Below are 26409 nucleotides of genomic sequence, written 5' to 3'. Positions count from 1 at the left end.
TCGGCTATCCAGCCGCCCCCGACTACCCGGGCGCGCTCCCGGCGAGCGCGAGAATCCCGAAGACGATCGTCCCGAGGATGACGCTGACGACGAAGTGGATGACGGTGATGTACGCCGAAAGGCGGGTCGACTCGCCGTAGAGGGCGCGTATGGCGGCGCCATCGAGGACGAGTGCGACGACGAGCCCGGCGAAGAGAACCGCTGAACTGTCGCGGGCGAACGTCGCGACGAGGACGCTGATCGCGGCCGGGACTGGTCCGACGACGAACGCGTTGCGAACGGGCACGTCGCCGAGGACGTTCCGGGCGGCGATGTGGGCGGTGACGGACAGAAAGAGCGCGAACGAGGCGAACGTGCCGGCGATCGCGAGGGGGCTACCGGCGGCAGTCGATTGGAGCGGGAGCGTCATCAGGGAGAGTGAAAGAGCGTGTCAGGCGGGCCTCAGTCCTCTAACAGGCCGAGGTCGTCCAGTCTGGAGACGATGACGTCGACGGCCTCGCGGGCGTCGTCGGGCTCTTTGCCCCCGGTGATGACGAGCTTCCCCGAACCGAAGAGCAGCGCGACCACGGACGGTTCCTCCAGTCGGTAGACCAGCCCCGGAAACTGCTCCGGCTCGTACTCGATGTTCTCCAGACCCAGTCCGATGGCGATGGCGTTGAGATTGAGGTTGCGGCCGAGATCCGCGGAGGTGACGATGTTCTGGACCGTGATCTCGGGGTCGTCGTCGACGGGGATCTGCAGGTCGCGGAGTTTCTCGAAGACGATGTGGAGGCTCTCGTGAACGTCGTCTGTGGATTTGGCGCCGGTGCAGACGATCTTCCCCGACCGGAAGATGAGCGCCGCGGATTTCGGCTCCTGTGTCCGGTAGACAAGGCCGGGAAACTGCTCGGGGTCGTAGTCGGCGCCTTCCAGATCCATCGCCACGCTCTGGAGGTCGAGTTCCTGGCCGATCCCGGTGGAGGCGACGACGTTCTCGATGTTGATCGTATCCTTGGGGTCGCTCATGAATCGACTTAAACGACGTATTTAAGGTTTAAAAAGATTGGTGCGCGGTTTCGGGGGACTGAACGAGGGCGGGACCGGGCGTCGTTCGGCACTCGCCCCCGAGGCGACACGCTGATTTACACCCCGAGCGAGAACCGGACGTGTACTGTCTGGAACTCGGCGGGGAAGCGGCCGACGAGGCGTTCGCCGCCCTCGAAGCCGAGCGGGCGGCCGCCTCGGCGGTGACACGCGTCGCCCCGGGACTGGCGACGGCCCGGGGCATCCACGCCGACCGCCTGCCGACGCTAGCGTACACGCGCCGCGTCTCCGAACTCGTCGGACACACCGATGCTGCCGTGTCGAGCGCGGTCGCGACGCTTTCGGCCGCGTCGATCGATCGGACGGGATCGATCGCGGTTCGGGCGCGGAACGTCCGATCGACCGCGGACGTGAGCACCGCGGCGGCCGAGCGCGAACTCGGGGGCGTGCTCGTCGACCGCGGGTTCTCTGTCGACCTCGACGATCCCGACCACGAACTCCGGGCGTGTTTCGCCGACGACGTCTGTCTCCTCGGGTGGACGGTCGCCGAGCGCGACACGGCGTTCGGCTCGCGAGCCCCGACGGACCGCCCGTTCTTCCAGCCGGGAAGTATGGCACCCAGAGACGCTCGCGCGTACGTCAACCTCGCCGCCGGGCCGGCGCTTACAAACACGACTGCCGCCGGGCCGACACACCCGGACGCGACCGTACTGGATCCGATGTGCGGGACCGGCGGCCTCCTCATCGAGGCGGGCCTCGTCGGCGCGCGGGCGATCGGTTCCGACGCCCAGTGGAAGATGGCCCGCGGAACGACGGAGAACCTCGCAGAGTACCTTCCCGAAGCCCGCTGGGACGTCGTCCGCGGAGACGCTACCGACCTCCCCTTCAGGGACGACACGGCCGACGCGATCGTCTTCGACGCGCCCTACGGCCGGCAGTCGAAGATCGCCGGCCACGAACTGGCCGACCTCGTCGAGGGCGCGCTTGCGGAGGCCGCACGCGTCGCCCCGAGCTGCGTCCTCGTCGGCGACCGTGACTGGTCGGCGGAGGCGAGCGACGCCGGCTGGACGGTCGAAGCGCGGTTCGAGCGTCGCGTGCACGGTTCGCTCGTCCGGCACGTGCACGTGCTGGCACGGGAGTAGCGACGCGGATCCGGCAGCCGCAGCCCGATCACTCGAACCCGCTGATCAACGTCACGAGCCACTGCGCCGGATCGTCCCGCTGGCGGACCTCGACGCGGTGGATCCACTTCACCCACTGGAACCCTCGTCGGCCGGGCGCCACCAGTCGCATCGGAGCGCCGTGGCCGTGGCTGAGTCGTTCGTCGCCGACGTGGGTCGCCAGAAGCGCGTCACGGGCCTCCGCGATCGGCAGCGACCAGCGGTAGCCCGTCACGGAGACGAACCGGACGAACCGTGCCTCCTCGGCGACGTCCGCAGCGTCGAGCAGGTCGCCGACGCGGACGCCGCGCCACCGCTGGATGGTGTACCAGCCGCTCGTACAGTCTAAGAGTGCTTCCTCACTGCTGTCGGGAGCGAGTGCGTCGAGAGAAAGTTCGAGCGGCGACGCAACCTCGCCGGCTACGGTCAGCGACCACGTCGACCGGTCGATCGGTTCGGGATCGTCGGCGACCCAGGAAGTGACCGGAAAGCTGCCGTTTCCGGATCCCTCGCGCGGCTGTGAGCCGGTGAACCGACGGTCCTCGCCGGGGGTGTCGAGGACGCGATTGGCAAGTTCCTGTCCCCGATACGTCAGGGCGCCGCCGACAAGCAGCCCCGCGTATTTGATCGTCGTCCGCCGCCGGTGGAAGTCGTCCCGGTCCGGGAGCCGGGCGCGGGAAGAGAGATGCCACCCCACCAGCGGCACCAGCACCAGCCCGAACCCGACGTGCACGCTCAGAAGCGTCCAGTAGGCGATCCGGATGTCGAGCCCGAAGACCCAGGCGACCCCCGTCGCGAGCGCTCCGAGCGTCGCAAGCAGCGTAAGCACCGATACGAGCGTCGACGCCTGCCAGTGTTCCCGTCGGGTGAGTCGGTGCCGAACCCGGGCGAGTTTGAAGCCCAGAAGCGCCACGAACGCCAGTCCGAGGATCCGGTGCAGCCAGAAGACGGGCCATCCCGACGCAGCGGCGACAGTGAACGAGTACAGCCCGGTCGCCGTTTCGAGGAGGACGACCACGAGGAGTGACCAATCGACGAGCCGTGGCGGCGGCTCGAGCACGGCGACTGCCCGCCGCAGGAAAGCGACTGGTCGGTAGCCCATATCTATGTCACATCGTCACACGGCAAGAAGCGTTGCGGCCGGGAGTGTCAGTCGAGGCCGCTCTGGAGCGCCAGCCCACTACTTCCCGAGCACCCAGCCGAAGAGAAGGGGCGCGAAAAGCAGCGTCAGCGGGACGAGGATCCACACCTGCCCCGCGAGCACGTCGTACTGTGCGAGCGTCTCGCTCACCGGCGTCCCCTCCACGTAGCCGACGAGAAACTCGAAGCCGACCGTGAGTACCGTCCAGACGGCGCCGACGAGGAGGAGTTCGGCCCGGGTGTACGCGATCGGTGTGACGCTGAAGTAGGCTCCGGCGACGAGCAGGATCGCTCCGACAAGCAGCGCGGTGCTGACGACGTGGCCCGCGTACTCGCCGATCCGCGGGATCACGACGAGTTCCCTGAACACGCCGTTGGCGACGGCGATGACGGCCATCAGGAGCCACAGCGCGAGCGGATACGGAAGCACGGAGGGGCGGATCGACGGGAGCGATGAGAGCGTCATCTGTCGGGTCTCGGTGATGCTACGATGGATTCGAGCAAAAGAGTAGCGTCAGTCGCCCCTGCTCACCACACCGTACTGACGTGTGGCTTGACGGGTGCAATGGGGCAGACGGCTACCGGTTTACTACGGCCAGGATCGACTCGCCCGCCCGGACGGTGTCTCCCTCTGCGACGAGAAGGTCTTCGCGATCGTACGACGGCGGCAACAGCACGTCCGCCCGCGACCCGAAGTCGATGTGGCCGATCCGCTGGGCCCGCGAGAGGTCCGCACCCGCCTCGACGTAGGGGTGGATGCGCCGCGCGAACGCGCCGGCGATGAGGGAGACTTCGGCGGGTCCCTCGTCGGTCGCAACGTCGATATCGACGCGCTCGTTGCGCTCGGAGTCCTTCGAGAACGCCGGCCGGTGGGCGCCCGATCGGTGAGTCACGCGCTCGACCCGGCCGGACAGCGGCGCGCGGTTCACGTGAACGTCGGTCACGTTCATAAACACGCCCACGCGGACCTGTTCGCCCTCCTCGCGAACGACCGAGACGCGGCCGTCGGCTGGCGAGACCACACCGGGCCCCGACGGCCGGCGCTCGGGGTCGCGGAAGAACCACGCCACGAACCCGCCGGCGGCGAGCGCAACGACAGCAAGGGGAGGTGCGACGACAGCGAGCACGGCGGCGGCCGCAAACGCCGGGATCGCAACGCGCCGCGCGCCGGGCGCAAAGCGCATCTCAGGCGAACGCCTCCGCGGCGAGTTCCGATTCCCCGGCCGCCCAGGCGGTCAACAGGTGGGTGATGTGGAGGCGGCCGTCGTTGCCCGCCGCGAGGTTGTGGTCGGCCTCGCCGGCGAGGCGGTGCAGGCGGATCAGGTTCGCCTCGCCGAACTCCTCGGGGTAGGTGTCGGCGACGCGCAAAAGTTCCGCGAGCAGTTCCTCGCCGCCGAACCCCTCGTCGTCGAGCAGCGTCGTCACCTCCTTGCGGGCGTCGCGGATCTCGCCCGCGGCCGCGGCGTCGAGCACCGACTTCAGCGCGTCGTCGTGGCCGGCGTCCGACAGCGCCGCCTCCGCCGCGTCGACGCTGATCTCACCCTCGCCCTCGATCGACGCGTGCTGGCCGGCAAGCACCGCATAGCGGAGGTCGCCGCCGGCCTTCGACGCGATGAGGTTCAGCGCCAGCGGCTCGGCGTCGACGTCCTCGGCAGCCGCGACGTCGGCGAGCACGGTCTCGATCTCGTCTGTGGTGGGCGCACGAACCGGCACGGGAAAACACCGCGACCGGATCGGCGGGATGAGTTTCGAGGGCTGTCTGGTGGCGATCACGAACTGGGTGTTGCGGTGGTACTGCTCCATCACCCGGCGGAGCGCCTGCTGGAAGTCCTCGCGGATGGTCTCGGCGTTGTCCAGAAGCACCGTCTTGTACGCCCCCGAGGCGGGCTTATACGAGGAGAGTTCCTGCATCACGTGCGAGACCATATCGCGCTTCGACCAGTCGCGTTTGTACTTGTTGCCCTTGCCGCCGCGACGGTACTGCTTCGAGAACGCGGTTTGGCCCTGCAGGAACCGCGAGAAGCGCGGGTCCTCGCGGATCTCCTTTTTCGTCCGACTGAAGAAGTCCGCGACGTTGATCTCGATCAGATCCGCGTCGGGATCCTCGTGGGCTTCCCTCGCCAACGCGCGGACGGCGGCCGTCTTTCCGACACCCGCCGGACCCTGGACGACGAGGTTCATCGGTTCGTCGACGGTGCGAGCCAGCCGTTCGCGGACCTCCGTCTGGGGCAGGTCCGAAAGGGAGGGCGCGTGTTTCTCGGTCCACAGGGGCGCGTCCATCGAACGCGAGTAATCGTCGGGGGGGTAAGAAACTCCCCCTCTGGACTCGGTCGACACGGGCGCCGACTCGCCGGACGGAGGACAGGCACCGACTCGCCGGATGGAAGAGAAGCACCGACCCGCCGGATGGAAGAGAAGCACCGACTCGCCGTCGGGGGAATGTCAAGTGCGATCGATCTCAGATTCTCGTTCGGCGTGGGCGGATTCCGTCGAGCGCTCGCTCCGTTTCGACCGCTCGATCCGTTCGCGGGCATCCTCCGGTGTTTCAGTCTCCAGCAGGGCTTCGAGTTTCCGCTCGAACTGTTCCTCGGAGAGTTCGCCGCTGGCGTAGCGCTCGCGGAGTCGCGACAGCGCGGAATCGACACCTTCACCCGCAGATTCCTCCGCCGACGCGTGCCGTCCCTCCGTCTCGCTATCGCGTCGCGGTCGCTCCATCCGCCCGTCTCGCGAGCGCTGTCCACGGATCAGCGACACGAGCGGGACCACGACAGCGTACCCGACGACGAAGATCAGCCAGAAGTCGACGGCGGCGAGGAGCGGGACCCCGAAAAGCGACCCCAGCCCCGCGCCGAGAACCACGAGCGCGGTGGCGGCGACGACTCGGTCGTCGGAGTCCGCGGGCGCCGCGTTCCACCGACGTCCCTCAGGCCGACGGTCGTCCATACGCAGCAAATCCTGTGGCAGTGTAAAAAATCGTCCGCTGGTGCGGCGGAAAACGTCACGCAGGTCGACCCGACCGCTCGACCACTGGCGCCCGATCCGACACGGGTTTACCACGCCGCCTCCGAGGGCTGGTATGTCGATGCGCGTGACGTTTCTCGGGACTGGCGGGGCCGTCCCGACGACCGAACGGGGGCCGAGTGCGCTCGTCCTCGAACGGGAGGGTGAACGGCTCCTGTTCGACTGCGGCGAGGGCACCCAGCGGCAGATGATGCGGTTCGGCACCGGCTTTTCCGTCTCGCATCTGTTCGTCACGCACCTCCACGGCGACCACGTCCTCGGGATTCCGGGGCTGGTCCAGACCCTCGATTTCAACGACCGCGAGGCGCCGCTCGCGATCCACGGCCCGCCGGGATCGAAACGGCACTTGCGGGACCTCGTGGAAGCCGGCGGCTACCGGCCGTCGTTCCCGCTGACGATCAACGAAGTCCGCCCGGGGAACGTCGCGCTGGACGCCGACGGCTACGAGGTCCGGACGTTCCCGACCGACCACCGGAACGTCAGTTCGTTGGGCTACGCGCTCGTCGAAGACGACAGGCGGGGGCGTTTCGACCGCGAGAAGGCCGAGGAACTGGGCGTCCCGGTCGGCCCGAAGTTCGGCCGGCTCCACGACGGCGAGGCCGTCGAACTCGACGACGGGACGATCGTCCGCCCCGAACAGGTCGTCGGCGAGCCCCGACCCGGTCGGCGGTTCGTCTACACCGGCGACACCCGACCGACCGATGCGACCGTCGAGGCCGCCGAGGAACCGGATCTACTCGTCCACGACGCCACCTTCGCCTCGGAGTGGGCCGAGCGGGCGCGCGGGACCGGCCACTCGACCGGCCGGGAAGCTGCCGAAATCGCGAACCGCGCCGGCGCAAGGCGGCTCGCGCTCGTCCACATTTCCTCGCGGTACGCCGGCGACGCCAGTCCGATCGAACGCGACGCCGAGGGACGCTTCCGGGGGGAGGAAGCGTTCGTCCCCGACGACGGCCGGAAACTGACGGTGCCGTATCCCGACGAGGAGTAGCGCCCCGCGGGAACCGCAACCGGCCCCCGGCTCCGCCGGAAACGACACCTTTGCCTGAGTCCAGCACGTCTATCAGAGTATCTCTCGAATGACTGCAAGCGACCCCCGTAGCGGCGAACGAACGCCCACGACTGCGCTGGTGTCGGCGCCGTGACCGACGAGGACGGCGGCTTTTCCGACATCCGCGAGACCGTCGACGGCCACCCGATGCGGAGCCTGCTCGGCTCCGCCCGCCCGTACTGGCCGCGGATCACGCTCGGGGTGATCGCGGCGATCCTCACGCGCTTTGCCCGGCTCGTCCCCCCGATCATCGTCGCGACCACCATCGACCGGATCGTCCTCGGCGCCTCGGAGCCCGGGCTGTTGACCGAAGCGGGGCTGCTCCCGGGCGGGGCGATCACCGGCGAGGCCGCACGCCTGGCGTTCCTCCAGCGACTCGTCGCCATCGCGGCGCTGGCGTATCTGCTCCGCTCCGTGACCCGGTTCGGCTCGCGGTACCTGTTGCAGTCGTCCGCCCAGAAGATCCAGCGGGACCTCCGGAACGACACCTACGATCACCTCCAACATCTCTCGATGGACTTCTTTGCGAACCACCAGACCGGCGGGATGATGTCGATTCTCAACAGCGACATCAACCGGCTGGAGCAGTTCCTCAACACGGAGTTCCGCCAGCTCATCCGGGTGGTCGCAACCGTCAGCGGGATCGCCGTCATCCTCTGGTACTACGCGCCGACGCTCGCACTGATCGCCCTCGCCCCGGTCCCGATCATCGGCCTCGGGAGCGTCCTCTTCCTCCGGTGGATCGAACCGCGCTATAAGTCGCTCCGAGAGACCGTCGCCAGACTCAACACCCGGCTGGAGAACAACCTCGGCGGCGTCGCGGTCGTCAAGTCGTTCAACCGGTACGCCTTCGAGCACGACCGCGTCGCCGACCAGAGCGAGGCGTACCACGACGAGAAGGTCGCCGCCCTCCGGATCCGGCGTGGCTTCTTCGCCGCGCTTCGGCTCCTGACCGGCGTGGTGTTCGTGCTCGTGCTGTACGTCGGCGGGCGGGCGATCATCACCACGCCGCCCGGCGAGGCCGCGCTGATCTCGACGGGCGCCTTCGCAGCGTTCTTCCTCTACCTCCGGCGGCTGTACTCCCCGATGCGGCGGATCGGCCGTTCGGCCAACAAGTACCAGCTCGCGAAATCGAGCGCCGAACGAGTCTTCGGCCTCCTGGGGCGCGAGCCGACGGTCACCGAGCCCGAGGACCCTTTCGTCCCTGACCATATTGACGGCGACGTGGCGTTCGAGGACGTCTCGTTCAGTTACGACGACCGCGAGTCGGTGTTGCAGTCGATCTCGCTGGACGTGCCGAACGGCGCGACCATCGGCCTCGCGGGCGCGACCGGCGCCGGGAAGTCCACGCTCGTGAAACTCGTCCCGCGGCTCCACGACGTCGACGAGGGACGCGTGACCGTCGACGGCCGCGACGTCCGGGAGTACGACCTCCAGGCGCTGCGCGAGGAGATTGCCGTCGTCGAGCAGAATCCGTATCTCTTCTCCGGCAGCGTCGCAGAGAACATCGCCTACGGCGACAGCGAGGTGCTCGCCGCCGAGCGGGCCGAGGAGTCGACACAGCGCCACCGCGTCGAGGCGGCCGCCGAGGCCGCGGCCGCAGACGAGTTCATCGCCGGGCTCCCGGACGGCTACGACACCCAGATCGGCGAGCGCGGGATCAAACTCTCCGGGGGCCAGCGCCAGCGGATCGCGATCGCGCGGGCGCTGCTCAACGACCCGGCGATCATCGTCTTCGACGAGGCGACCAGCGACGTCGACACCGAGACCGAAGAGCGGATCAAAGCGAGCATCGACCGGCTGATCGAGGACCGGACGGCCTTCGTGATCGCGCACCGCCTGTCGACGATCCGCGACGCCGACCGGGTCGTGGTCTTAGACGACGGCGAGATCACCGAGTCCGGCTCCCACGAGGAACTGCTCGCGGCGTCCGGCGAGTACGCGTCGCTGTGGGACGCACAGGTCGACGAGGGACTCGACGCGGCAGCGCAGTAGGTCACGCCGAAGCGTCGCTTCAGTCCAGACCTGTTCTGGCCCGCCTGCTTTTGTCCGTGCCGGTCTGAGAGATCGTATGCGCCGCCCGAAGCGTCCGACCGTCGACCTGCTTCTGCTCTTCGTCGGCGTCTACCTGCTTCAACGGCTGGGTGGCCTCGTCGGCGTCGGTCCGGAAGCGTTCGCCCTGGCGACGCCGCTGGCCCGGCCGTGGACGCTAATTACGACCGTCTACGCGCACGCGAGTCTCGGACACCTCCTCGCGAACGCCGTCGCGCTCCTCGTCGTCGGCCTCGCGCTCGAACCGTTCACGACCCGTCGCCGCTTCCACGGGTTCGTGCTCGTGATCGGCGCGCTCGCGGCCCTGACGGAGTATCTCGTCGGAGTCGTTCTCGGTTCGCCGGTGGCGGTGCTCGGCGCGAGCGGCGCCGTCCTCGCGCTGTACGGCTACGCCCTCGCAGGAAACCCCCTCACGGGTGGGCTCCTCGCTCGGATCGAACTCAGTCGACGCGCGCGAGTCGCGCTGGTCGTCGCTGTCGTCCTCGTCGTCACCGTCCTCACCGCCGGTCCCGGCGTCGCGGTCGTCGCGCACGCGACGGGGTTCGTCCTCGGACTGGTTGCGGGACGGCTGCGCGTGCTGCGCCCCACGTGAGGCAGAAACGACAGACCAACTGTCCGCGACACCCCGGCCTGCCCGTGGCATATATATCTACACGCGACAAAGCACGGGTGTGAACGACCGGACGAGCGCACTCGACACCCTCGTCTTCGGCGTGGACATCCAGAGCGGCGACGTCCGGGGCGATTCGCCCTCCTACGCCGTCGTCGCCTTCGACGGCGAGCAGTTCGACCGCGACGTCGTCTCCCACCGGAAGCTCCGGCGACTGCTGGACCGGGAGGAGCCGTCGATGCTCGCGACCGACAATATGTACGAACTCGCGGCCGACAAGGACGAACTCGTCCACTTCCTGCGGTCGCTCCCGGCGGCGACGAAACTGGTGCAGGTGACCGGCGCGGAACGGCCCGAGCCGCTCTCGCGGGTCGCCTCCAGGCACGGCGTCCCCTACGGCAAGAAGCCGATGGAGGAGGCCGAGGCCGCCGCGCGACTCGCGGCGGCGAACGTCGGCCAAGAGGTGACCGCGTTCGGCGACACCACGACCGTCAAGGTCTCGCGGGGGCGATCGACCGGGAAGGGCGGCTGGAGCCAGGACCGCTACACCCGGCGGATCCACGGCTCCGTCAAGCGCCGGACGCGGGAGGTCGAAGACCGGCTCCAGCAGGCCAGCCTCGACTTCGAGAAGGACGTGACCGAGAAGTACGGCGGCTACGCGAACGCCGTCTTCACCGTCGAGGCCCCGCCGTCCGACATCCCGGTGTCGAGCGGCCGTTCCGGTGACACCCGGATCGAAATCGAGCGCGAGCGCCGCGACGGCATCGAGTTCGAGCCGCTGGTCAAGCGTCGCGACCACGTCGTCGTCGGGATCGATCCCGGCACGACCACGGCCGCGGCGGTCGTCGGACTCGACGGTCGCATCCTCGACGTCTACTCGACGCGAACCGCCGACACCGCCGACGTAATCGAGTGGCTCATCGAACGCGGGCGGCCGATCGTCGTCGCGGCCGACGTGACGCCGATGCCCGAGACCGTCGAGAAGTTCCGTCGGAGCTTCGACGCAGCGGGCTGGACGCCGAACACGGATCTGCCGATCGACGAGAAACTCCACCGCACCCGGGAGGCGTCCTACGAGAACGACCACGAGCGGGACGCGCTCGCGGCAGCGCTTTTCGCGCTCGACGACCACGAGGATCAGATCGAGCGCATCACCCAGAAGGTGCCGCGGGACGTCGAGCGCGGCAAGGTAATCTCCCGGGTTGTCGCCGGCGAGGAGTCCGTCGAGGCCGTGCTCAGAGACCTCGAAGACGACGAGGGCGGGGAAGAAGAGGGAGAAGAACACGAGGAGCGCGAACTCACTGAGGAGGAAGCGGAGATCCGTCGGCTGCGGACCCGCGTCGAACGACTGGAGTCACACGTCGAGGACCTCAACGAGACGATCGACGAGCGCGACGCCACTATCGAGGAGTACGAGGAGAAACTCTCGGATGCGAAACGTCAAGAGCGGCGCGAGGCCAGAGAACGCCGGGAGGTCAAGCGGCTCGAACGCGAGAACAACCGGCTGCAGCGCCGCGTCGATGATCTGGAGGCCGAAAACGAGGAACTCGACGGGAAGCTCGAACGGCTGAAGGCCTTATGGAAGCTGGATCACTCGAACTTCGCCGACGTCGACACCGACGGCGACCTCGTGCCGGTGAAGGTGATCGACCAGTTCACCCGCGATGCGATCGAGACGGCCGACGAGCAGTACGGCCTCGCGGCCGGCGACGTGGTCTACCTCCGTGACGCCTCCGGAGCCGGACGCTCGACCGCCGAACGGTTGGCGGCGGTCGAACCGCGGGTCGTCCTCCGGTCGGGCGGCGACCTCTCGGAGGTCGCCGATGGGATCCTCTTCGAGCGGGAGATCCCAGTCGCCCCCGCCGAGGACGTCACGATCCAGGAAGTCGACGAACTCGCCGTGGCCCGCGAATCCGAGGTCGCGGCCGCGATCGAAGACTGGGAACGCCGCGCCGAGGAGCGCCGGAAGGAGCGAAAGGCGTCGATGGTCGATCAGATAATCTCCGAGCACCGCGCGGAGACGCGCGGCGACGGCGACTAACGGGGATCGGTTCTGTGGACAGGATAGGCGGAAAGTTGTGGGAGTGTCAGCCGGATGGCTGCGGTCGAGTAACGTATTCATAACGAATGTTCATTGAGGTGCGTGTTTGTGCGTTTATAATCCAGAGAAGTTTGATTTTGGGCAAGATATTCGACGTTCGTCTTTTGTTTGGGATCGAATACCACGCAATAGTTAACAGGGGTGAGTGCATCTGCTCACCTGTCCCGCAATGTATACCCACGGGCTGAATACGGCGATGACCCTGTACCGGAACGGAACACTGAGGCTCTCACAGGCGGCGTCGCGGGCGGGTCGCTCGAAGGAAGCGTTCGCCACGGCGCTCGCACGGCACGGGATCGCAGTGCGGGAGGCACAGGAGCGGCGGCACGCGGCCGACTGATAGATCGGTCACGATTGGAACTGGTCGATCGGCCATTTTCTGGAGAGTCCGCGACCGGAAGCGACGAGCGGGCAGAATGTGTTCGATGATTTCAGGACGATCGCGCGTGATCGTCAGACAGGGTCGGGGTCGTCACGCTCGTCATTGTCGACGCTATCTGCCGGCAGTACGTGCAGTCCGGCCCGAGTTTTCAGGACCGAAACAGTGTCGGCGTCGGCGTCGACGTACGACGGCCGAGCGATCGTCTTCGACTCGTAGGTCTCGGGATCGAGCACCTGGATCGCGTGCTCGTCTTCGATCGTCACGACCGTCGTCTCCGCCGCATCCACGACAGTCCCCAGCCGGCGGGCGTCGGGCGTCTCACCCTCCTCGAAGGACGCCTCGTATGGCTCGCCGGTCGTGAGTCGCACACCCTTGAGATTGCCCTGTACGCTCCGGACCAGCACCGGGCCCTCGTCGTCGTCCGGGTCGATGACGTCGCCCGGTGTGAACTTCGGAAGACGGACGGCGTAGGTCACCCGGTAGACCTCGTTGCCATCGCTGTCTTCGGTCACCAGCGTCGGGTACTCCTTGACGTGGCCGCCGAGTTCCCGGACGATCCGCTTTGCGACGCCGCCGCCGAGCTGGTTCGTCGAGATCTTGATGTCGGTCCCGTCGTCCGTCTCGACGATCTCGGAGATGAACGCGTTCCGATCCCCGGTGTCCTCGCGTTCGGCGACGTAGGACTCGGCGATCTCGACGGCGCGGCGTTCCTCCTCGGCGGTCGGCGTCCGATCGTCGGCGCGGATCTGAACGATGCTGGCGTAGTACCCGCCGGCGATGCGACCGCAGCGGTCACACGTCTCTCGGGCGATGTGAACCGGCACTGTGACGTGTTCCTCGCGGAACGTCCCGCGGACGATGCCGCCGAAGGTGCAGTGCATCCGGATCGTGTTCTCGTCGACCTGCTCGGGTTCGACCCCCCAGCGGACGTCCTCCGCGTTCAGGTGGACGCCGAGCGCCTCCGTCACCTGCTCGACGGCGACGTCCGTGTAGTCGCGAGCGCCGACATCCACCCAGCGGTTCCCCCGGTGGACTGCGCCGCACTGTGAACAGACGCGCACCTCGATCCGCTCGGGTGCGTCCACGAGATCGAAATCCTCGAAGTAACAGTCGTCGCAGAGGACAGCGTCGCGTTCGCGGGGTTCCCCCGGGAGCGGGTCCGCTCGCTCCGGCATCGGATCCCCACAGCGCGGGCAGAAGTCTCCCGAACTCATCGGCCATCGTAGACGGTCGAGGCGGTTAAGCGCGACGAAGGGGCGTGGGTGTGGGAGTCGCTCCGCACCCCAACACCGTTTATTACCCCGAACTCGTAAGTCGGGTATGGACTGGAAACCCGACTGGGGACTCAGGGGCCGTATGGTCCTGACGATGTTCCTGCTCTTTGCCCTCTATCTGGTCTTCGTGGGGGTACTGTGGCAGACGAACTCCTTCGTCTTCCTGCCGCTGATGGGACTGTTCGTCCTCGCGCAGTTCTTCTTCAGCGACAAACTCGCCCTCTATAGTATGGGCGCAACGGAGGTCTCGGAGGAGGAGTACCCGGAGCTGCACGCGATGATCTCGCGGCTCAGCCAGCAGGCGGACCTGCCGAAGCCGACGGTCGCCGTCGCCGACTCGCGGGTCCCGAACGCCTTCGCTGCCGGCCGCTCGCAGAAGAAGGCGACGGTGTGTGTGACGACCGAACTCCTCAGGACGCTCGACCGCGAGGAACTGGAGGGCGTGATCGCCCACGAACTCGCCCACGTGAAGAACCGCGACGTGATGGTGATGACCATCGCCTCCTTTCTCTCGACGGTCGCGTTTATGATCGTTCGGATGGGCTTTTGGTTCGGCGGCGGCCGGAACCGCCAGGGCGGCGGGATCATCGTCGCCATCGTCGCCTCCCTTGTCGTCTGGATCGTCTCCTTCTTCCTGATCCGGGCGCTCTCGCGGTACCGGGAGTTCGCCGCCGACCGTGGCGGGGCGCTCATCACCGGAAAGCCCTCGGCGCTGGCGTCGGCGCTCCTGACGATCGACGGTCGGATGGATCGGGTCCCGAAGGAGGACCTCCGCGAGCAGTCGGAGATGAACGCGTTCTTCATCGTGCCGCTGAAGAGCGACTTCATCGGGCGGCTGTTCAGCACTCACCCCGCGACCGAAACGCGCGTCGATCGCCTCCGGGAACTCGAACGCGAGATGGAGACTCAGTAAGATGTCTCTGCACCGAGCACCGGTGACTCCGGGAGGGAGCCGCTGATGGGACTGTTCGACACGATCCGGACCGTCCTCGGTACCAGCGCGGAGGCGGACGCGACCCGGGACGCCGACCCCGAGGATCTCTTCGGGATGAGCACCGCGTACGTCACGATGGAGGCCGACCTCGGCTTCCGGCCCGTCGACGCGGCCGCGCTGTGTTTCTCCGGCGTCGACAGCACCGACTTCGACGAGACCGTCGAGGACGTCGAGACGATCCTCCGGGCCGGCGAGGAGGAGACCGGCACCTCGTTCGACGTCCGCGAGGACAGCCACGGCTGGGAGTGGGTCGTCCTCCGCGACGACGACCCCGAGGATCTGGTGACGAGCATCCACTTCGCCGCCGACGAGTTCATCGAGCGGGGCTACGGCTCGCGGCTCCTCGCGGCGGTCTTCAGCTTCCAGCAGGAGAACGGAGCAAGCGGCGGCAGCGGGGGAGACCGCGCCTACTGGATCTACTCGTTCCGTCGGGGAGCGTACTACCCGTTCGCTCCAGCGGGCGGGAAAGAGCGGAACCAGCGGCTGGAGTTCAAACTGGAGTCGGTGCTCGACGGCGAACTCGACGTCGAGGACGACGAGTCCTACTGGTACCCGATGTGGCCCGACACGACCGGCGGGCATCCCTGGGAGTAGTCCCGGGAGCGGCCGTCGGGCCGGATACTGAAAGGAACGACTGAGCCACCGCGGACTATATGTCGCTGGCACCTGACGTTGGAACCGATGCCCTCCAGCACGCAGTTGCCGACGAGGCGCCGGTTCGTGACGTCTGCGATCGCTCTCCTCGGGGGCACCGCCCTCGCGGGGTGCGGCGGGAGCGGATCGGCGTCCGGATCGTCCCGCGAAGCGCCGAACGCCGACCCGCCCGACGACGCGCTCGTCGACCCGCCGCACGTCAGTCTCCGGAACGCGGCCCTGGAGCCGATCGTGTGGAGCGGGACGCCGACCGAAACCCCGGACACGGAGGAGAGCGGCGAGCCGGCGATCGACAGCTGGGCGCACCACGTCGTCGCCAGCGACGAGGCCGCCGCGGAGCTCACATTCGCCGACGTCGACGGCGTCGACGAGGCGCGCGAGTTCCTCGCGGAGACCGACTTCGACGCGGCGACCGTCTACGTCGAGCGGCAGCTCGTCGGCGAGTGCTACCGTCACGAGCTCTGCTGGGTCCGCTGGACCGACTCCAAGATCGAGACCGACTACGCCCGGATTCTCCGCGACGCCGACGTCGCCTGCGAGGCCGACGCCCGCGCTGTCGTGACGAAGCTGATCCGACTCCCGGTGACGCTCGAGCCGGGGCAGATCAGCAGTTACGGGTCGAGCAGCGGCGGCGGACCGTGTCGCCGTCCCGGGGGAGACGGCGAGTCGATGGAGGTGGACGCGTCGTGAGCCGAAGCGGTCGGAGTGACGTGCGCCCGGCGATTGGTCGGCGGCGGCTGCTCGCGCTCGCGGGGACGGGCGTACTCGCGGCGCTGGCCGGCTGTTCGGGACTGCTCTCCGACAGCGAGCCAACGATCGACGCCGACGCCCTCGCGGAGGTGGTGGCGGAGGACGCGCCGTCGGCCCCGGAGACGATTCCCGTCGACATCGAACCGGCGTTCGTCGACGAACAGCGGTCGACGGCGGCGGCGACGCTCGACGGCGTTCCCGCCCCGTTCGACCGCGAGGCGATTCCCAACGGCGTGATCCGCGAGCGGCTGAACGACAGCTACGAGGCCGCGACCGAGGCGCTCGAAACGATCGACGAGGGCGAGACACCGTACGGCCGCCTCGGGCGTGCGAACCGCGCGCGGGTCGCAGCCCGCGAGGTCCGGGCGGGCTGGCGGGCGATCGAGGAGGACCTGACCCAGGCAGATTTGCGAGAGGAGGTTCCGGCCATCGAGAACGGGATCGACGAAGTCGCCGCGCGGTGGTCGTACGTCGGCGACGACCCCGTCCGCGCGGTGGTCGTCCACGCGGAGATCGAAGACGAACTCCGCGCCGCGCGCAACTGGATCGCGCCGGATCGAGGCCGGCCGGCAGACGGGAACGCGCTCGGCGTCGCGGACCTCGCCGAGGAACTCGAACGTGCGCGGACGAGCGTCGCCGTCGCGTCGTATCTCTTCGAGCGGTTCCGCGGGAGCCTCGACACGACAACCGGACAGCGCGGGCGCTTCAGGACCGCGCGTGAGGAACTCACGGGGCGCGTTCGCGAGGCGATGTCCGGGCTCCCGCCCCAGGACGTCGACGAACCGACAGCACTCGTCGACCGCGACGTCGACGAGACCGCGGGCGTCAGAGCGCTCGCCAGCCTGGGCTCCGAGGCCAGATACCGTGCGAAGGACGTGACCGCCCCGGAGAACCGCCGCGAAGGACCGTCCCTCGCGAACGATGTCGTGGGCGCAACCGACGCGCTCGTGTACGTCCGCGGCTTCGAGTCGCTTCGCGAACGGATCGAAGGGGGCGACGACGTCGCAGTCGAGAGCGTCGAGGACGTGGCCGCGCTCCGGTCGGCCGCGGTCTCGGCCGTCGAGCGGGCCCGCGACGCGACGCGCGCGGCGCTTCTCGTCGACGCGATGCTCCCGTGGTACGCCGACGATATTCGGTGGACCGACGACCGCTTCCGGCGGGAGTCGGGGTCCGTCACCGTCGATTCGGTCGCGTACGACGCCATCGATTACGTGGTCGCCGCCGAGACGTGCCGGGCGCTCCCGCCCGCCTGCGCGGACGCGGCAGCCGCGCTCCGCGAGTCGTAGTCGTCCCGGACTCGGCCGAACCGCGCTCTTCTCGGTTAAACGCTTGTGCCCCTGGTCGATTCGCCTCGCAACCGTACCCCGGTTTCACTTTCACCTTGGTGTTAACGAGGGTTTATGTGCAAGTGGGACCCAGACCCGGACACGATGCCAGAAGACGATCTTGAGGATCTTCCGGGAGTGGGGCCTGCGACAGCAGACAAACTGATGGACTCCGGGTTCGAGAGCTACCAGGCGATCGCCGTCGCGAGTCCGGGCGAGATGTCCAACACCGCGGACGTTGGGGAGTCGACCGCCGCGGACATCATCAACGCCGCGCGGGAGGCCGCCGACATCGGCGGCTTCGAGACGGGGTCGACAGTGCTCGAACGCCGCGAGGAGATCGGCAAACTCTCGTGGCTGATTCCCGAGGTCGACGACCTCCTCGGCGGCGGGATCGAGACGCAGTCGATCACCGAGGTGTACGGCGAGTTCGGGTCCGGCAAGTCGCAGGTGACCCACCAGATGGCGGTCAACGTGCAGTTGCCGAAGGAACACGGCGGTCTCGAAGGGGCGTGCATCTTCATCGACTCCGAGGACACGTTCCGGCCCGAGCGGATCGACGATATGATCCGCGGCCTCGACGACGAGATCATCGCGGATCTCCTGGAGCGACGCGAGATCGAAGGGTCGCCCGGCGACGACGACGCGATGGATGCGCTCCTCGATAGCTTCCTCGATCACATCCACGTCGCGAAGGCGTTCAACTCGAACCACCAGATCCTGCTGGCGGAGAAGGCCAAGGAACTGGCGCGCGACAACGAGGACGCCGAGTTCCCCGTCCGCCTGCTCTGTGTCGACTCGCTGACCGCACACTTCCGCGCGGAGTACGTCGGCCGTGGCGAACTCGCCGAGCGGCAGCAGAAACTCAACAAGCACCTCCACGATCTGATGCGCATCGGCGACCTGTACAACACCGCCGTGCTGGTGACAAACCAGGTCGCCTCCAACCCCGACTCGTACTTCGGCGACCCGACGCAGCCGATCGGCGGCAACATCCTCGGTCACACCTCGACGTTCCGGATGTACCTCCGGAAATCGAAGGGCGACAAGCGGATCGTCCGCCTCGTCGACGCCCCGAACCTCGCGGACGGCGAGGCCGTGATGCGCGTCCAGGACGGCGGACTCAAACCCGAATAGCCGCGGTCTGCCCCGCCGCCGCGAGCGGCCGGTTACTCGTCGAGGCCGGTCGACGGGGTCTGATCGTCGGCCACGAAGTCGAGCGGGTCTTCGAGCTCGCCCAGCACCGCCTCGAAGGCGTCGGTCGCGGTCAGCAGTCCCACGACGTCGCCGCCGTCCAAGACGAGCGCGAGCTCCTGCCGTTCGACCTGGAACTGATCGATCGCCTCGCTGAGGTTCGTATCGGCGGACAGCGTCATCGGGGGCGCAGCGATCGCCTCGAAGGTCGTCTCCCCGTTCCGGAGCCGATCCACGTTCGCGACGACCGAGGGGACGTACACGATCCCGCGGAAATCCCCGGGATCGTCCCCGATCAGCGGCAGCCGCGTGTGGGGGCTCGACCCGATCCGTTCGAGGTTCGTCTCGACGGACTCGGTCGTCGACAGGAAGACGATTTCGTCGACCGGCGTCATCACCTCGCCGACCAGTCGGTCGCCGATGTCGAGGGCGTTGAGGACCTCCTCGCGCCGCTCCTCGGGGAGGTCGCCGCGGTCGAGGACCGAGCCGAGTTCGTGTCTGAGATCCGCCCGCGACTCGATGGAGTCGGTCTCGGCGTCCAGCCACGCGCCGGTCATCTCGACGCCGAACAGCCGCAGCGTCCACTTTGCGACGCCGTCGCCGACGGCGATGACCGGGTAGATCAGTTTCGCAAACCAGTACAAAGGCGTCGCGCCGTACCGGACGACGAACTTCGAGCGCTCGACGCCGAGATACGTCGGCGTCTGTTCGCCGTGGGTGAGATGCACGAGATTGATGATCAGGAAGGCGAGCACGCCGCCCGTCCCGATCGACGCCAGCACCGTCGACCGGAAGAACGGTTCGAAGAGCGCCGCCAGCGCCGGTTCGGCGATGATCCCGACGGCGATGCTCGATGCGGTGATCCCGACCTGACAGCTCGTCAGGTAGATCTCCAGGTCGTCGGTCATCTCCCAGCCGCGGCGCAGTCCGGGTTCGTCGAACTCGGATTCCGAGAACTGCCGGACGCGGGTGAGCGCGAACTCGATGGCGACGAAGAAGCCGTTCGCCAGGATCAACGCGACGCCCGCGAGCAATCGGAGTGTGACTTCCAAGCCGTTCACATCCGAGCCACGTTCGTCCGGGAACAAATACGTGCGGGACCGACGGCCGGGATCGGCGTGGGAACGGAGACTGGCGTCGTGACGCAGGGCGCGGGTCTTGGTCCCGAGGCTCCGCCTGCGCTCAAGCCGCCCGGACAAAACCGGTTTGTACCGTCGCCGGTCAAGTGCACGTATGACCGAATTCGATCCCGAGCAGTTCGAGGACAAATACGCGAACTACTTCACGGAACTGCAGCGGGCCTACAAGAACGCCTTCGAGGTGATGAACGACGAGTTCGACTCCGAGCTGGTCCACGCCATCGACCAGCAGATCCTCAACGAGTCGGAGCCGTTCTACGAGGACGGCGAGTTCCGCATCGAACTCCCCGAGAGTCCCCACGAACGACTGACGGCCGTAATCGTCGACGACGAGAAGCTGTCGGCAGTGCTGGAAGAGTACCGCGAGGAGCTACGACGGCAGCTCCGCCGCGTGTTCGGCCTAGAGAAGTGAGACCGTTCAGTGGTATTCCGACGACCGGCACCGGCGGATCAGTTCGATATGCCCCCGAACCAAAGGCCTAAGCCCGTCGGTGCCGAATTGGTTTCTATGAGTGCGGACACCGCAGACGGCGACGACGACCTGAAAGAGCGCGTAACGAACTTCCTGCGCCGGAACTTCCCGCAGATCCAGATGCACGGCGGCTCGGCCGCGATCCAGCACCTCGACCGCGAGACCGGCGAAGTGTCGATCCAACTCGGCGGCGCGTGTTCCGGCTGCGGCATCTCCCCGATGACGATCCAGGCGATCAAAAGCCGGATGGTCAAGGAGATTCCGGAAATCGAGACCGTCCACGCCGACACCGGAATGGGCGGCGGTGGCGGCCACGATGAGGGAATGTCGCCGTCGTTCCCCGGCGAGAGCGCAGACGACGGCGGCGAGAGCGACGAAGGCCCGCAGGCGCCGTTCTGATCGCGACACCGCTCTGATCGCGACACCGCTCTGACCGCGGCGTTCGCTGTACCGTCGAAGACGCGTTCGGACCGATGACTCTTTGATGCCGTCGCCGCGAGGGGTGGGTATGAGCACCGGTTCGCCCGAGAACGTCCTCTTCGTCGTCTTGGACACGGTCCGGAAGGACCGCCTCACGCCGTACGGATACGACCGGCCGACGACGCCGAACCTCGCGGCATTCGCCGAGGAGGCGACGGTCTTCGAGCAGGCCGTCGCGCCCGCGCCGTGGACGCTCCCCGTCCACGCCTCGCTGTTTACCGGCTTGTACCCCTCCCAGCACGGCGCCGACCAAGAGAACCCGTATCTCGAGGGCGCGACCACACTGGCGGAGACGCTCTCGGCAGCGGGCTACGACACCGCCTGTTACTCCTCGAACGCGTGGATCACGCCGTACACGCACCTCACCGACGGGTTCGACGACCAGGACAACTTCTTCGAGGTGATGCCCGGGGAGTTCCTCTCGGGACCGCTGGCCCGCGCGTGGAAGACGATGAACGACAACGAGTCGCTCCGAGCGATCGCGGACAAACTGGTCAGCCTCGGGAACACCGCCCACGAGTACTTCGCCGGTGGCGAGGGCGCCGACTCGAAGACGCCCGCCGTGGTCGACCGGACGAAAACCTTCATCGACGACGCCGACCGGTCGTTCGCGTTCATCAACTTGATGGACGCTCACCTCCCGTATCACCCGCCCGAGGAGTTCGCCGACGAATTCGCTCCGGACGTCGACTCGACGGAAGTCTGTCAGAACTCCAAAGAGTACAACTCCGGCGCCCGCGACATCGACGACGACGAGTGGGAAGACATCAGGTACCTCTACGACGCCGAGATCGCCCACATCGACGACCAGCTGGGTCGGCTGTTCGACTGGCTGAAAGAGACCGGCCGCTGGGACGACACGATGGTCGTCGTCTGCGCCGATCACGGCGAACTCCACGGCGAACACGACCTCTACGGGCACGAGTTCGGCCTGTACGATCCGCTCGTTAACGTCCCGCTGCTGGTCAAACATCCCGAACTCGACGCCGATCGGCGTGACGACCAGGTCGAACTCATCGACCTGTATCACACCGTGCTGGACGTACTCGACGTCGAGGGCGGAACCCCGGCGTCGGCGGGCGAGACCGCGGTCGAACTCGATCGAACGCGCTCGCTGGTCGCCGATACCTACCGCGCCTTCGACGCTGTCGATCCCGCCGAGCGCGACCCCGGACAGCGCGGCGGCGGGAAGTACGCGTTCGTCGAGTACTCCCGCCCCGTCGTGGAACTGAAGCAACTGGAGGAGAAGGCCGCTGCGGCCGGGATCACGCTCCCGACGGACTCCCGGTTCTACTCGCGGATGCGAGCCGCCCGCCGGACTGACGCGAAGTACGTCCGGATCGACCGCATCGACGACGAGGCATACCGGCTGGATACGGATCCAGACGAGACTGAAAACCTCGCCGGGGCCGACGACGACGCGATCGAAGCGACCGAAGAGACGCTCGCGGCGTTCGAGTCCGCGGTCGGCGGCGCGTGGACCGGCGCGCTCGACGACGACGTCGACGACGGGGCCGTCGAGGAGATGGACGCGGAGGCACAGGAGCGGCTTCGCGATCTCGGCTACCTGGAGTGACGACTTCGGTCGAATCGGCCGGATGCGAGCAGATTTGATCGACGCAGTCAGTCGAATCGGCCGAATACGAGCAGAGCCCTTCGACGCGTTCCGAAGCGCCGGCTATTCGGCGACGAGATCGGCGAGTTCGCCCAGTCCGTCGATTTCGAGCGTCGGATCGACGTCGAGGTCCGCGTCGGCGTTGTGGTCGCGTCTGAGGAACGCACTGTCTATCCCCGCCCGCTCGGCGGCGACGACGTCCGTCGCCCGGTCGCCCACGTAGAGTCCGTCGCTCACACCGAGCGCGTCGAGTGCCTCGTTCAGGTAGTGGGGGTTCGGCTTGCGGCGGCTGAACCCGTCGGGGCCGAAGTCGCGGCCGCGGACGTACCGGAACGCGTCGAGGCGATGGTGGTCGACGACGAACTCGACGGTCGGGTGGTAGTTGTTGCTGACGAGGCCGACCGCCGCGTAGTCGGCAAGCCGATCGATCGCGTCGACGTCGCCGAAGACGCCACGTTTTCCCGCCGCCAGGCGGTCGATGCTGTGTTCGGCGCTATAGCGCTCCCGGGCCGTGTAGAACTCGTGAGGATCGACGCCGACCGCCTCGCAGGCCGCGACGAACTCGTCTGTGTACTCGTATTGCTCCAGCGGAGCACGGTAGCGGTCCGGCACGTCCATCTCCCGCTCTTCGAGGAGGTCCTCCAGCGCCAGGCTGTGGACGATCGGATCTGCGCCGCGGCCCTCCACGATGACGCCGTCCATATCGAACAGCAGCGCGAACTCCTCCGGGCCGGAGAGTGTGTCCGACGGCACCTGGGCAGAGTCGGAGACGAAGTGTTTCATTGACTGCCTTAGACGGAGCGGACAAATATATCCTCGCTTGCGGGACCGGGGAACAGGATCTGCGGACGCCCCCAACGACCAGTTACGAGTCCTCAACGACGCCCTGCCCGTCCTCCCACGTCCGGAGCAGCCCCGTCAGCGTCCGGTTGGTTGGGACGGGGACGTCGTCTCGCTCGGCACGGCGGACCACCTCGCCGTTGATCGAGTCAACCTCGGTACGTCTCCCCGCATCGATATCCTGGAGCATCGACGAGCGGTTGGCGGCCGTGGCATCGACGACCTCGTCGAGCGCCCCCGCAGCGTGGTCGTCCGGCAAGTCGACGCCCGCGGCCCTGGCGACCTGTGCGGTTTCGCGGGCAGCGCGGCGGGCGACTGTCCGTCCGGGATCCGCCGCGAGAACACCGTTTTCGACCCGCGCGAGCGCAGTGACGGCGTTGATGCCGGCGTTGACTGCGAGTTTCTCCCAGCGGCGGCGGGGCATATCGGTTGCGACGACCGTTTCCACCTCGACATTGCGGAACGCTTTCCCGAGGCGTTCGGCCCACAGGTGGGTGCCGCCGGTCCGGTCGCCGACGACGACCCGGCCGACGCCGGTACACGCCACGCGCCCCGGTTCGACGAGTCGTGCGCCGTAAGTCGCCGTCCCGGCGAGGACCGGCACGTCGAGCTCGGCCGCGAGCGCCTCCTCGGTCAGTCCGTTCTGGAGCGAACAGACCGCCTCGAACGAGCCGGTCGACAGCGCCGCGGCCGCCGCGTCGGTGTCGAACGCCTTCACCGTCACGAGCGCGACGTCGGCGTCGTGGCCCTCGCCGTCGGTCGTCGCGGCCGGGTGGGTATGAGCCTCGATCGCCCCCGAGATCCGGACGCCGTCCGCCTGCACCGTCGAGACGTGGGGGTCGCGGCCGACGAGCGTCACGTCGTGGACGGACGCGAGCAAGCCGCCGACGAGCGTCCCGAGGCTCCCCGCACCGAAGACGAGAATCTCCATACGCCGCGGAACGAGGGCCGGGGCAAAAAAGGGGGTCGGAGGGGCGGCGAGAAGAGATCATATCCCACAGAGTGCGGTAGCGGTGCGGTGTCCTCCCAGCGATCGCACCGCGAGGCTCGCATTCGCTCGCCTCGCGGGATTTTGGTCGCGTTAAGTTAAGCGTGGATGCGGGCGCAGTACAGCGATTTTGTTATCTCCGTTCCGTAGTTTTCCAGTCTATGGTGTTCCAAGGACGACCAGTAGAGGAATCGAGAGAGCCGATGTCGTTTCGATCCGTGTTCGTGTCCGACTCTACGTATACGCTCTTGGGAGGGAGATTGTTGACGGCGAGAGCGACAGCTGAAAGTCGAAGAGGGCAAGGGCACCGCGCGGAGACCGACACGCGATCAGACGAGATGAACAGTACCATCGAACAGTGGATCGACGACCTCGTCGCCGGCGTCGACGACGCGCAGGCCAGCGACGAGTTCCAGGAGTGGCTCGACGTCCAGAGTCGCTTCCACGACTACTCCTACCGGAACACGCTCCTCATCAAGCGGCAGTATCCCGAAGCGAGCCGAGTGGCGGGCTACCGGACGTGGCAGGAGGAGTTCGACCGCCACGTTCAGGAGGGTGAGTCGGCCATCTGGATCTGGGCGCCGATCATCACCACGCAGTGCCCGGAGTGTGAGAATTCGCCGAGCTATCACGAGGATAGCGACTGTGACTACGATGAGACGTCGCCCGAGGAGTGGTCCGAGGGCCTGGTCGGGTTCAAGCCTGCGCCGGTGTTCGATGTCTCCCAGACCGAGGGCGAGCCGCTTCCCGACCTGGACACAGAAGCGACCGGCGACGCTGGCGATCTCGTCGAGCAGTTGACTGACGCCGCTGATGCCCTCGGCGTGACGGTGCGGATCGTTCCAGCCGAGGAGTGGACCCACGGCGAGGCGAAGGGCATCTGCGAGCAGCTGAGCCTCGTCGACGTTCAGCCGCTCGTCGAGGTGCGTGATCGGGAGAACGAGGCCGACCTCGCGCGGACGCTGATTCACGAGTACGCACACGCCCTGCTCCACTTCGATGTCGACGACGACACCGAGCGAGCGAAACGCGAAGTCGAGGCCGAAGCCGTCGCGTACGTCGTCGGGCGCTACTGCGGGCTCGACACCAGTGGGTCAGCGTTCTACCTCGCAGCCTGGGAGTCGGACGACCCCGAGGTCGTTCGCGAGCGGCTTGGACGGATTAGTCGAACGGCAGAAGAGCTCATCGACGTTCTCGAGAGCGAATCCTCGTCCCAACCCAGTTAACCAACAGAGTGATGGATTTCTTCCGTTCTGTTGGTTAAGTTTTTCAGCGCCCGCCGAGGGGCGGAGGCGCGTTCTGACCTCCGTCGAATGATGACTGAACCCTATCTCACGACGGTCCTCGAGGAAGCCGAGCACGTTGCCGAGCAGCACGACCAGGTCGCTCGAACGACAGACAACCAAGCCCACGAATACCTCCGATACGCCGTCCTCCGGGTGCTCGAAGGCGAGTCGGAACACCACCCAGCAGACTGGACGCCGATCGACGACGTGACCGTCGGCTACGGGAGCGACGACGCGATGTACGACAGCTGGGGCTCCAGCGAAGACTGGTGGGAGACCGTCCCGCCGCAGGAGGCGTGTACCCGCTTCCGGATGTTCTTCCCGGACGACCACCAGACGGTTCCCCGTGACATCGTCGACGTGATGGCCGCGCTCGGTGCCTGGCGCGTCTGGACTGGGTGCGCAGCCGCGTGCGGCTCCTACGACCATCGCGAGCGCCGCGAAGTCCACTACCTGTGGCCGGAAGGCCATCCGGTGGAGGAACTGCTCCACGAGCGGCTCAGTGGCCCTGCGGAAGCCGTCGCTCCCGACGGTGGCCGAACGGGCGACGTTCGCGACCGACTGGTCGTCGACGAGAACGCACAGTCGAAGGACGATCTCGAGCCCCGCACGAAGCGTGCCGTCGCCGAAGCGATGGACGTCTCACTCCTCTCGAAGGGTGGCCGCTACGAGGTGCAGTCCGCGTCCGGAAACCGGTACGAAGTCGATGTCATCGACGAATCGTGTACCTGTCCCGACTGGCAGCAACGTTCACCCGAAGGCGGCTGCAAGCACCTGCGCCGCGTCGATCACGAGATCAAACGGGGCCGCGTTCCCCGACCAGACGGCCGCCTTCCCTCCCCGTAGGGTAACGATTGA

The 26409-nt window shown here is 67.4% G+C and carries 27 protein-coding genes; 16 read left to right on the top strand and 11 right to left on the bottom strand.

Features of this window, described 5'->3' with window-relative positions; genetic code table 11:
• Window positions 1-22 precede the first annotated feature (22 nt).
• Both RJT37_RS04705 and RJT37_RS04700 read right to left on the bottom strand, forming a co-directional pair.
• On the bottom strand, window positions 23-409 hold the full coding sequence (locus tag RJT37_RS04705; protein ID WP_390209130.1) for a DUF7473 family protein: 387 nt from the start codon (window positions 407-409) through the stop codon (window positions 23-25).
• 32 nt (window positions 410-441) lie between these two features.
• Window positions 442-1005 (bottom strand): TATA-box-binding protein, encoded by a 564-nt coding sequence (locus RJT37_RS04700; RefSeq protein WP_311170498.1) that lies wholly within the window; start codon window positions 1003-1005, stop codon window positions 442-444.
• 140 nt (window positions 1006-1145) lie between these two features.
• On the opposite strand from RJT37_RS04700, the gene RJT37_RS04695 reads away from it, so the two are divergent.
• Entirely contained in the window at window positions 1146-2165 is a 1020-nt protein-coding gene (locus RJT37_RS04695) for a methyltransferase domain-containing protein (RefSeq protein WP_313688212.1), read from the top strand.
• Between the two features lie 28 nt (window positions 2166-2193).
• Here the strand turns inward: RJT37_RS04695 and RJT37_RS04690 are convergent, their stop codons facing one another.
• From RJT37_RS04690 to RJT37_RS04670, 5 genes are all read right to left on the bottom strand, one after another.
• Window positions 2194-3285, bottom strand: a complete 1092-nt coding sequence (locus RJT37_RS04690) for a molybdopterin-dependent oxidoreductase (RefSeq protein WP_313688210.1) — start codon at window positions 3283-3285, stop codon at window positions 2194-2196.
• Window positions 3286-3363: 78 nt separating this feature from the next.
• Window positions 3364-3789 carry a hypothetical protein gene (locus tag RJT37_RS04685; protein ID WP_313688208.1) on the bottom strand — a complete coding sequence of 142 codons (426 nt, stop codon included), beginning with the start codon at window positions 3787-3789 and terminating at the stop codon, window positions 3364-3366.
• A 112-nt stretch (window positions 3790-3901) separates the two neighbouring features.
• Window positions 3902-4507 (bottom strand): protein sorting system archaetidylserine decarboxylase, encoded by a 606-nt coding sequence (locus RJT37_RS04680; protein WP_313688206.1) that lies wholly within the window; start codon window positions 4505-4507, stop codon window positions 3902-3904.
• Between the two features lies 1 nt (window position 4508).
• Window positions 4509-5603 carry an AAA family ATPase gene (locus RJT37_RS04675; protein WP_313688205.1) on the bottom strand — a complete coding sequence of 365 codons (1095 nt, stop codon included), beginning with the start codon at window positions 5601-5603 and terminating at the stop codon, window positions 4509-4511.
• Window positions 5604-5765: 162 nt separating this feature from the next.
• Window positions 5766-6266 carry an SHOCT domain-containing protein gene (locus RJT37_RS04670; RefSeq protein ID WP_313688204.1) on the bottom strand — a complete coding sequence of 167 codons (501 nt, stop codon included), beginning with the start codon at window positions 6264-6266 and terminating at the stop codon, window positions 5766-5768.
• Window positions 6267-6405: 139 nt separating this feature from the next.
• Between RJT37_RS04670 and rnz the strand changes: the two genes are divergently transcribed.
• The 5 genes from rnz (at window position 6406) to RJT37_RS04645 (ending at window position 12498) form a co-directional block, all read left to right on the top strand.
• Window positions 6406-7335 carry a ribonuclease Z gene (rnz, locus tag RJT37_RS04665; protein ID WP_313689851.1) on the top strand — a complete coding sequence of 310 codons (930 nt, stop codon included), beginning with the start codon at window positions 6406-6408 and terminating at the stop codon, window positions 7333-7335.
• Window positions 7336-7485: 150 nt separating this feature from the next.
• Window positions 7486-9390, top strand: coding sequence for an ABC transporter ATP-binding protein (locus RJT37_RS04660; RefSeq protein ID WP_313688203.1), 1905 nt, complete (start codon window positions 7486-7488; stop codon window positions 9388-9390).
• 76 nt (window positions 9391-9466) lie between these two features.
• Window positions 9467-10039: a rhomboid family intramembrane serine protease gene (locus RJT37_RS04655; RefSeq protein ID WP_313688202.1), complete on the top strand. Its 573-nt coding sequence runs from the start codon at window positions 9467-9469 to the stop codon at window positions 10037-10039.
• Window positions 10040-10118: 79 nt separating this feature from the next.
• Window positions 10119-12098, top strand: a complete 1980-nt coding sequence (locus RJT37_RS04650; RefSeq protein ID WP_313688201.1) for a DUF460 domain-containing protein — start codon at window positions 10119-10121, stop codon at window positions 12096-12098.
• A 256-nt stretch (window positions 12099-12354) separates the two neighbouring features.
• The gene (locus RJT37_RS04645; protein ID WP_390209131.1) at window positions 12355-12498 is read left to right on the top strand and encodes a DUF7317 family protein; all 144 of its coding nucleotides are present in this window, start codon (window positions 12355-12357) and stop codon (window positions 12496-12498) included.
• Window positions 12499-12611: 113 nt separating this feature from the next.
• On the opposite strand, the gene RJT37_RS04640 is transcribed toward RJT37_RS04645, so the two are convergent.
• Complete coding sequence (locus RJT37_RS04640) at window positions 12612-13754, bottom strand: 60S ribosomal export protein NMD3 (protein ID WP_313688198.1); 1143 nt, start codon at window positions 13752-13754, stop codon at window positions 12612-12614.
• Window positions 13755-13860: 106 nt separating this feature from the next.
• On the opposite strand from RJT37_RS04640, the gene htpX reads away from it, so the two are divergent.
• The 5 genes from htpX (at window position 13861) to radA (ending at window position 18674) form a co-directional block, all read left to right on the top strand.
• Window positions 13861-14727, top strand: a complete 867-nt coding sequence (htpX, locus tag RJT37_RS04635; protein WP_313688196.1) for a zinc metalloprotease HtpX — start codon at window positions 13861-13863, stop codon at window positions 14725-14727.
• Window positions 14728-14772: 45 nt separating this feature from the next.
• Entirely contained in the window at window positions 14773-15402 is a 630-nt protein-coding gene (gene pspAB, locus RJT37_RS04630) for a PspA-associated protein PspAB (RefSeq protein ID WP_313688195.1), read from the top strand.
• Window positions 15403-15489: 87 nt separating this feature from the next.
• On the top strand, window positions 15490-16152 hold the full coding sequence (locus tag RJT37_RS04625; protein WP_313688193.1) for a hypothetical protein: 663 nt from the start codon (window positions 15490-15492) through the stop codon (window positions 16150-16152).
• Window positions 16149-17498, top strand: coding sequence for a hypothetical protein (locus tag RJT37_RS04620; RefSeq protein ID WP_313688191.1), 1350 nt, complete (start codon window positions 16149-16151; stop codon window positions 17496-17498). Before RJT37_RS04625 ends, RJT37_RS04620 begins: the two co-directional genes overlap by 4 nt.
• A 144-nt stretch (window positions 17499-17642) precedes the next feature.
• Complete coding sequence (gene radA / locus RJT37_RS04615; protein ID WP_313688189.1) at window positions 17643-18674, top strand: DNA repair and recombination protein RadA; 1032 nt, start codon at window positions 17643-17645, stop codon at window positions 18672-18674.
• 32 nt (window positions 18675-18706) lie between these two features.
• Here the strand turns inward: radA and RJT37_RS04610 are convergent, their stop codons facing one another.
• Entirely contained in the window at window positions 18707-19792 is a 1086-nt protein-coding gene (locus RJT37_RS04610; protein ID WP_313688187.1) for a CNNM domain-containing protein, read from the bottom strand.
• A 172-nt stretch (window positions 19793-19964) separates the two neighbouring features.
• On the opposite strand from RJT37_RS04610, the gene RJT37_RS04605 reads away from it, so the two are divergent.
• The 3 genes from RJT37_RS04605 (at window position 19965) to RJT37_RS04595 (ending at window position 22398) form a co-directional block, all read left to right on the top strand.
• A complete protein-coding gene (locus RJT37_RS04605; RefSeq protein ID WP_313688185.1) occupies window positions 19965-20282 on the top strand; it encodes a DUF5783 family protein in 318 nt (105 codons plus the stop codon).
• Window positions 20283-20378: 96 nt separating this feature from the next.
• Window positions 20379-20741, top strand: a complete 363-nt coding sequence (locus RJT37_RS04600) for a NifU family protein (protein WP_311170478.1) — start codon at window positions 20379-20381, stop codon at window positions 20739-20741.
• Window positions 20742-20850: 109 nt separating this feature from the next.
• Window positions 20851-22398 carry a sulfatase gene (locus tag RJT37_RS04595; protein ID WP_313688184.1) on the top strand — a complete coding sequence of 516 codons (1548 nt, stop codon included), beginning with the start codon at window positions 20851-20853 and terminating at the stop codon, window positions 22396-22398.
• A 102-nt stretch (window positions 22399-22500) separates the two neighbouring features.
• On the opposite strand, the gene RJT37_RS04590 is transcribed toward RJT37_RS04595, so the two are convergent.
• Window positions 22501-23220 (bottom strand): HAD family hydrolase, encoded by a 720-nt coding sequence (locus tag RJT37_RS04590; RefSeq protein WP_313688182.1) that lies wholly within the window; start codon window positions 23218-23220, stop codon window positions 22501-22503.
• 82 nt (window positions 23221-23302) lie between these two features.
• Entirely contained in the window at window positions 23303-24208 is a 906-nt protein-coding gene (locus RJT37_RS04585; protein WP_313688180.1) for a ketopantoate reductase family protein, read from the bottom strand.
• A gap of 395 nt (window positions 24209-24603) precedes the next feature.
• On the opposite strand from RJT37_RS04585, the gene RJT37_RS04580 reads away from it, so the two are divergent.
• Window positions 24604-25491, top strand: coding sequence for an ArdC-like ssDNA-binding domain-containing protein (locus RJT37_RS04580; protein ID WP_313688178.1), 888 nt, complete (start codon window positions 24604-24606; stop codon window positions 25489-25491).
• 90 nt (window positions 25492-25581) lie between these two features.
• Window positions 25582-26397, top strand: coding sequence for a hypothetical protein (locus RJT37_RS04575; protein WP_313688176.1), 816 nt, complete (start codon window positions 25582-25584; stop codon window positions 26395-26397).
• Window positions 26398-26409 lie beyond the last annotated feature (12 nt).

The sequence above is a fragment of the Halobellus marinus genome (genome assembly GCF_032113415.1).
Lineage (GTDB): Archaea > Halobacteriota > Halobacteria > Halobacteriales > Haloferacaceae > Haloquadratum > Haloquadratum marinus.
Note: the sequence above shows the minus strand (reverse complement) of the source record. Positions and strands in the feature narration are given on the sequence as shown.

Bases quoted from the DNA above. Each gene is read 5' to 3' on its own strand.
- RJT37_RS04605 (WP_313688185.1), top strand. From the start codon at position 19,965: ATGACCGAATTCGATCCCGAGCAGTTCGAGGACAAATACGCGAACTAC.
- RJT37_RS04590 (WP_313688182.1), bottom strand. From the start codon at position 23,220: ATGAAACACTTCGTCTCCGACTCTGCCCAGGTGCCGTCGGACACACTC.
- htpX (WP_313688196.1), top strand. From the start codon at position 13,861: ATGGACTGGAAACCCGACTGGGGACTCAGGGGCCGTATGGTCCTGACG.
- RJT37_RS04690 (WP_313688210.1), bottom strand. From the start codon at position 3,285: ATGGGCTACCGACCAGTCGCTTTCCTGCGGCGGGCAGTCGCCGTGCTC.
- RJT37_RS04705 (WP_390209130.1), bottom strand. From the start codon at position 409: ATGACGCTCCCGCTCCAATCGACTGCCGCCGGTAGCCCCCTCGCGATC.
- RJT37_RS04575 (WP_313688176.1), top strand. From the start codon at position 25,582: ATGACTGAACCCTATCTCACGACGGTCCTCGAGGAAGCCGAGCACGTT.
- RJT37_RS04640 (WP_313688198.1), bottom strand. From the start codon at position 13,754: ATGAGTTCGGGAGACTTCTGCCCGCGCTGTGGGGATCCGATGCCGGAG.
- RJT37_RS04580 (WP_313688178.1), top strand. From the start codon at position 24,604: ATGAACAGTACCATCGAACAGTGGATCGACGACCTCGTCGCCGGCGTC.
- RJT37_RS04625 (WP_313688193.1), top strand. From the start codon at position 15,490: ATGCCCTCCAGCACGCAGTTGCCGACGAGGCGCCGGTTCGTGACGTCT.
- RJT37_RS04685 (WP_313688208.1), bottom strand. From the start codon at position 3,789: ATGACGCTCTCATCGCTCCCGTCGATCCGCCCCTCCGTGCTTCCGTAT.
- RJT37_RS04585 (WP_313688180.1), bottom strand. From the start codon at position 24,208: ATGGAGATTCTCGTCTTCGGTGCGGGGAGCCTCGGGACGCTCGTCGGC.
- RJT37_RS04600 (WP_311170478.1), top strand. From the start codon at position 20,379: ATGAGTGCGGACACCGCAGACGGCGACGACGACCTGAAAGAGCGCGTA.
- RJT37_RS04675 (WP_313688205.1), bottom strand. From the start codon at position 5,603: ATGGACGCGCCCCTGTGGACCGAGAAACACGCGCCCTCCCTTTCGGAC.
- pspAB (WP_313688195.1), top strand. From the start codon at position 14,773: ATGGGACTGTTCGACACGATCCGGACCGTCCTCGGTACCAGCGCGGAG.
- RJT37_RS04700 (WP_311170498.1), bottom strand. From the start codon at position 1,005: ATGAGCGACCCCAAGGATACGATCAACATCGAGAACGTCGTCGCCTCC.
- RJT37_RS04645 (WP_390209131.1), top strand. From the start codon at position 12,355: ATGACCCTGTACCGGAACGGAACACTGAGGCTCTCACAGGCGGCGTCG.
- RJT37_RS04595 (WP_313688184.1), top strand. From the start codon at position 20,851: ATGAGCACCGGTTCGCCCGAGAACGTCCTCTTCGTCGTCTTGGACACG.
- RJT37_RS04655 (WP_313688202.1), top strand. From the start codon at position 9,467: ATGCGCCGCCCGAAGCGTCCGACCGTCGACCTGCTTCTGCTCTTCGTC.
- RJT37_RS04670 (WP_313688204.1), bottom strand. From the start codon at position 6,266: ATGGACGACCGTCGGCCTGAGGGACGTCGGTGGAACGCGGCGCCCGCG.
- RJT37_RS04680 (WP_313688206.1), bottom strand. From the start codon at position 4,507: ATGCGCTTTGCGCCCGGCGCGCGGCGCGTTGCGATCCCGGCGTTTGCG.
- radA (WP_313688189.1), top strand. From the start codon at position 17,643: ATGCCAGAAGACGATCTTGAGGATCTTCCGGGAGTGGGGCCTGCGACA.
- rnz (WP_313689851.1), top strand. From the start codon at position 6,406: ATGCGCGTGACGTTTCTCGGGACTGGCGGGGCCGTCCCGACGACCGAA.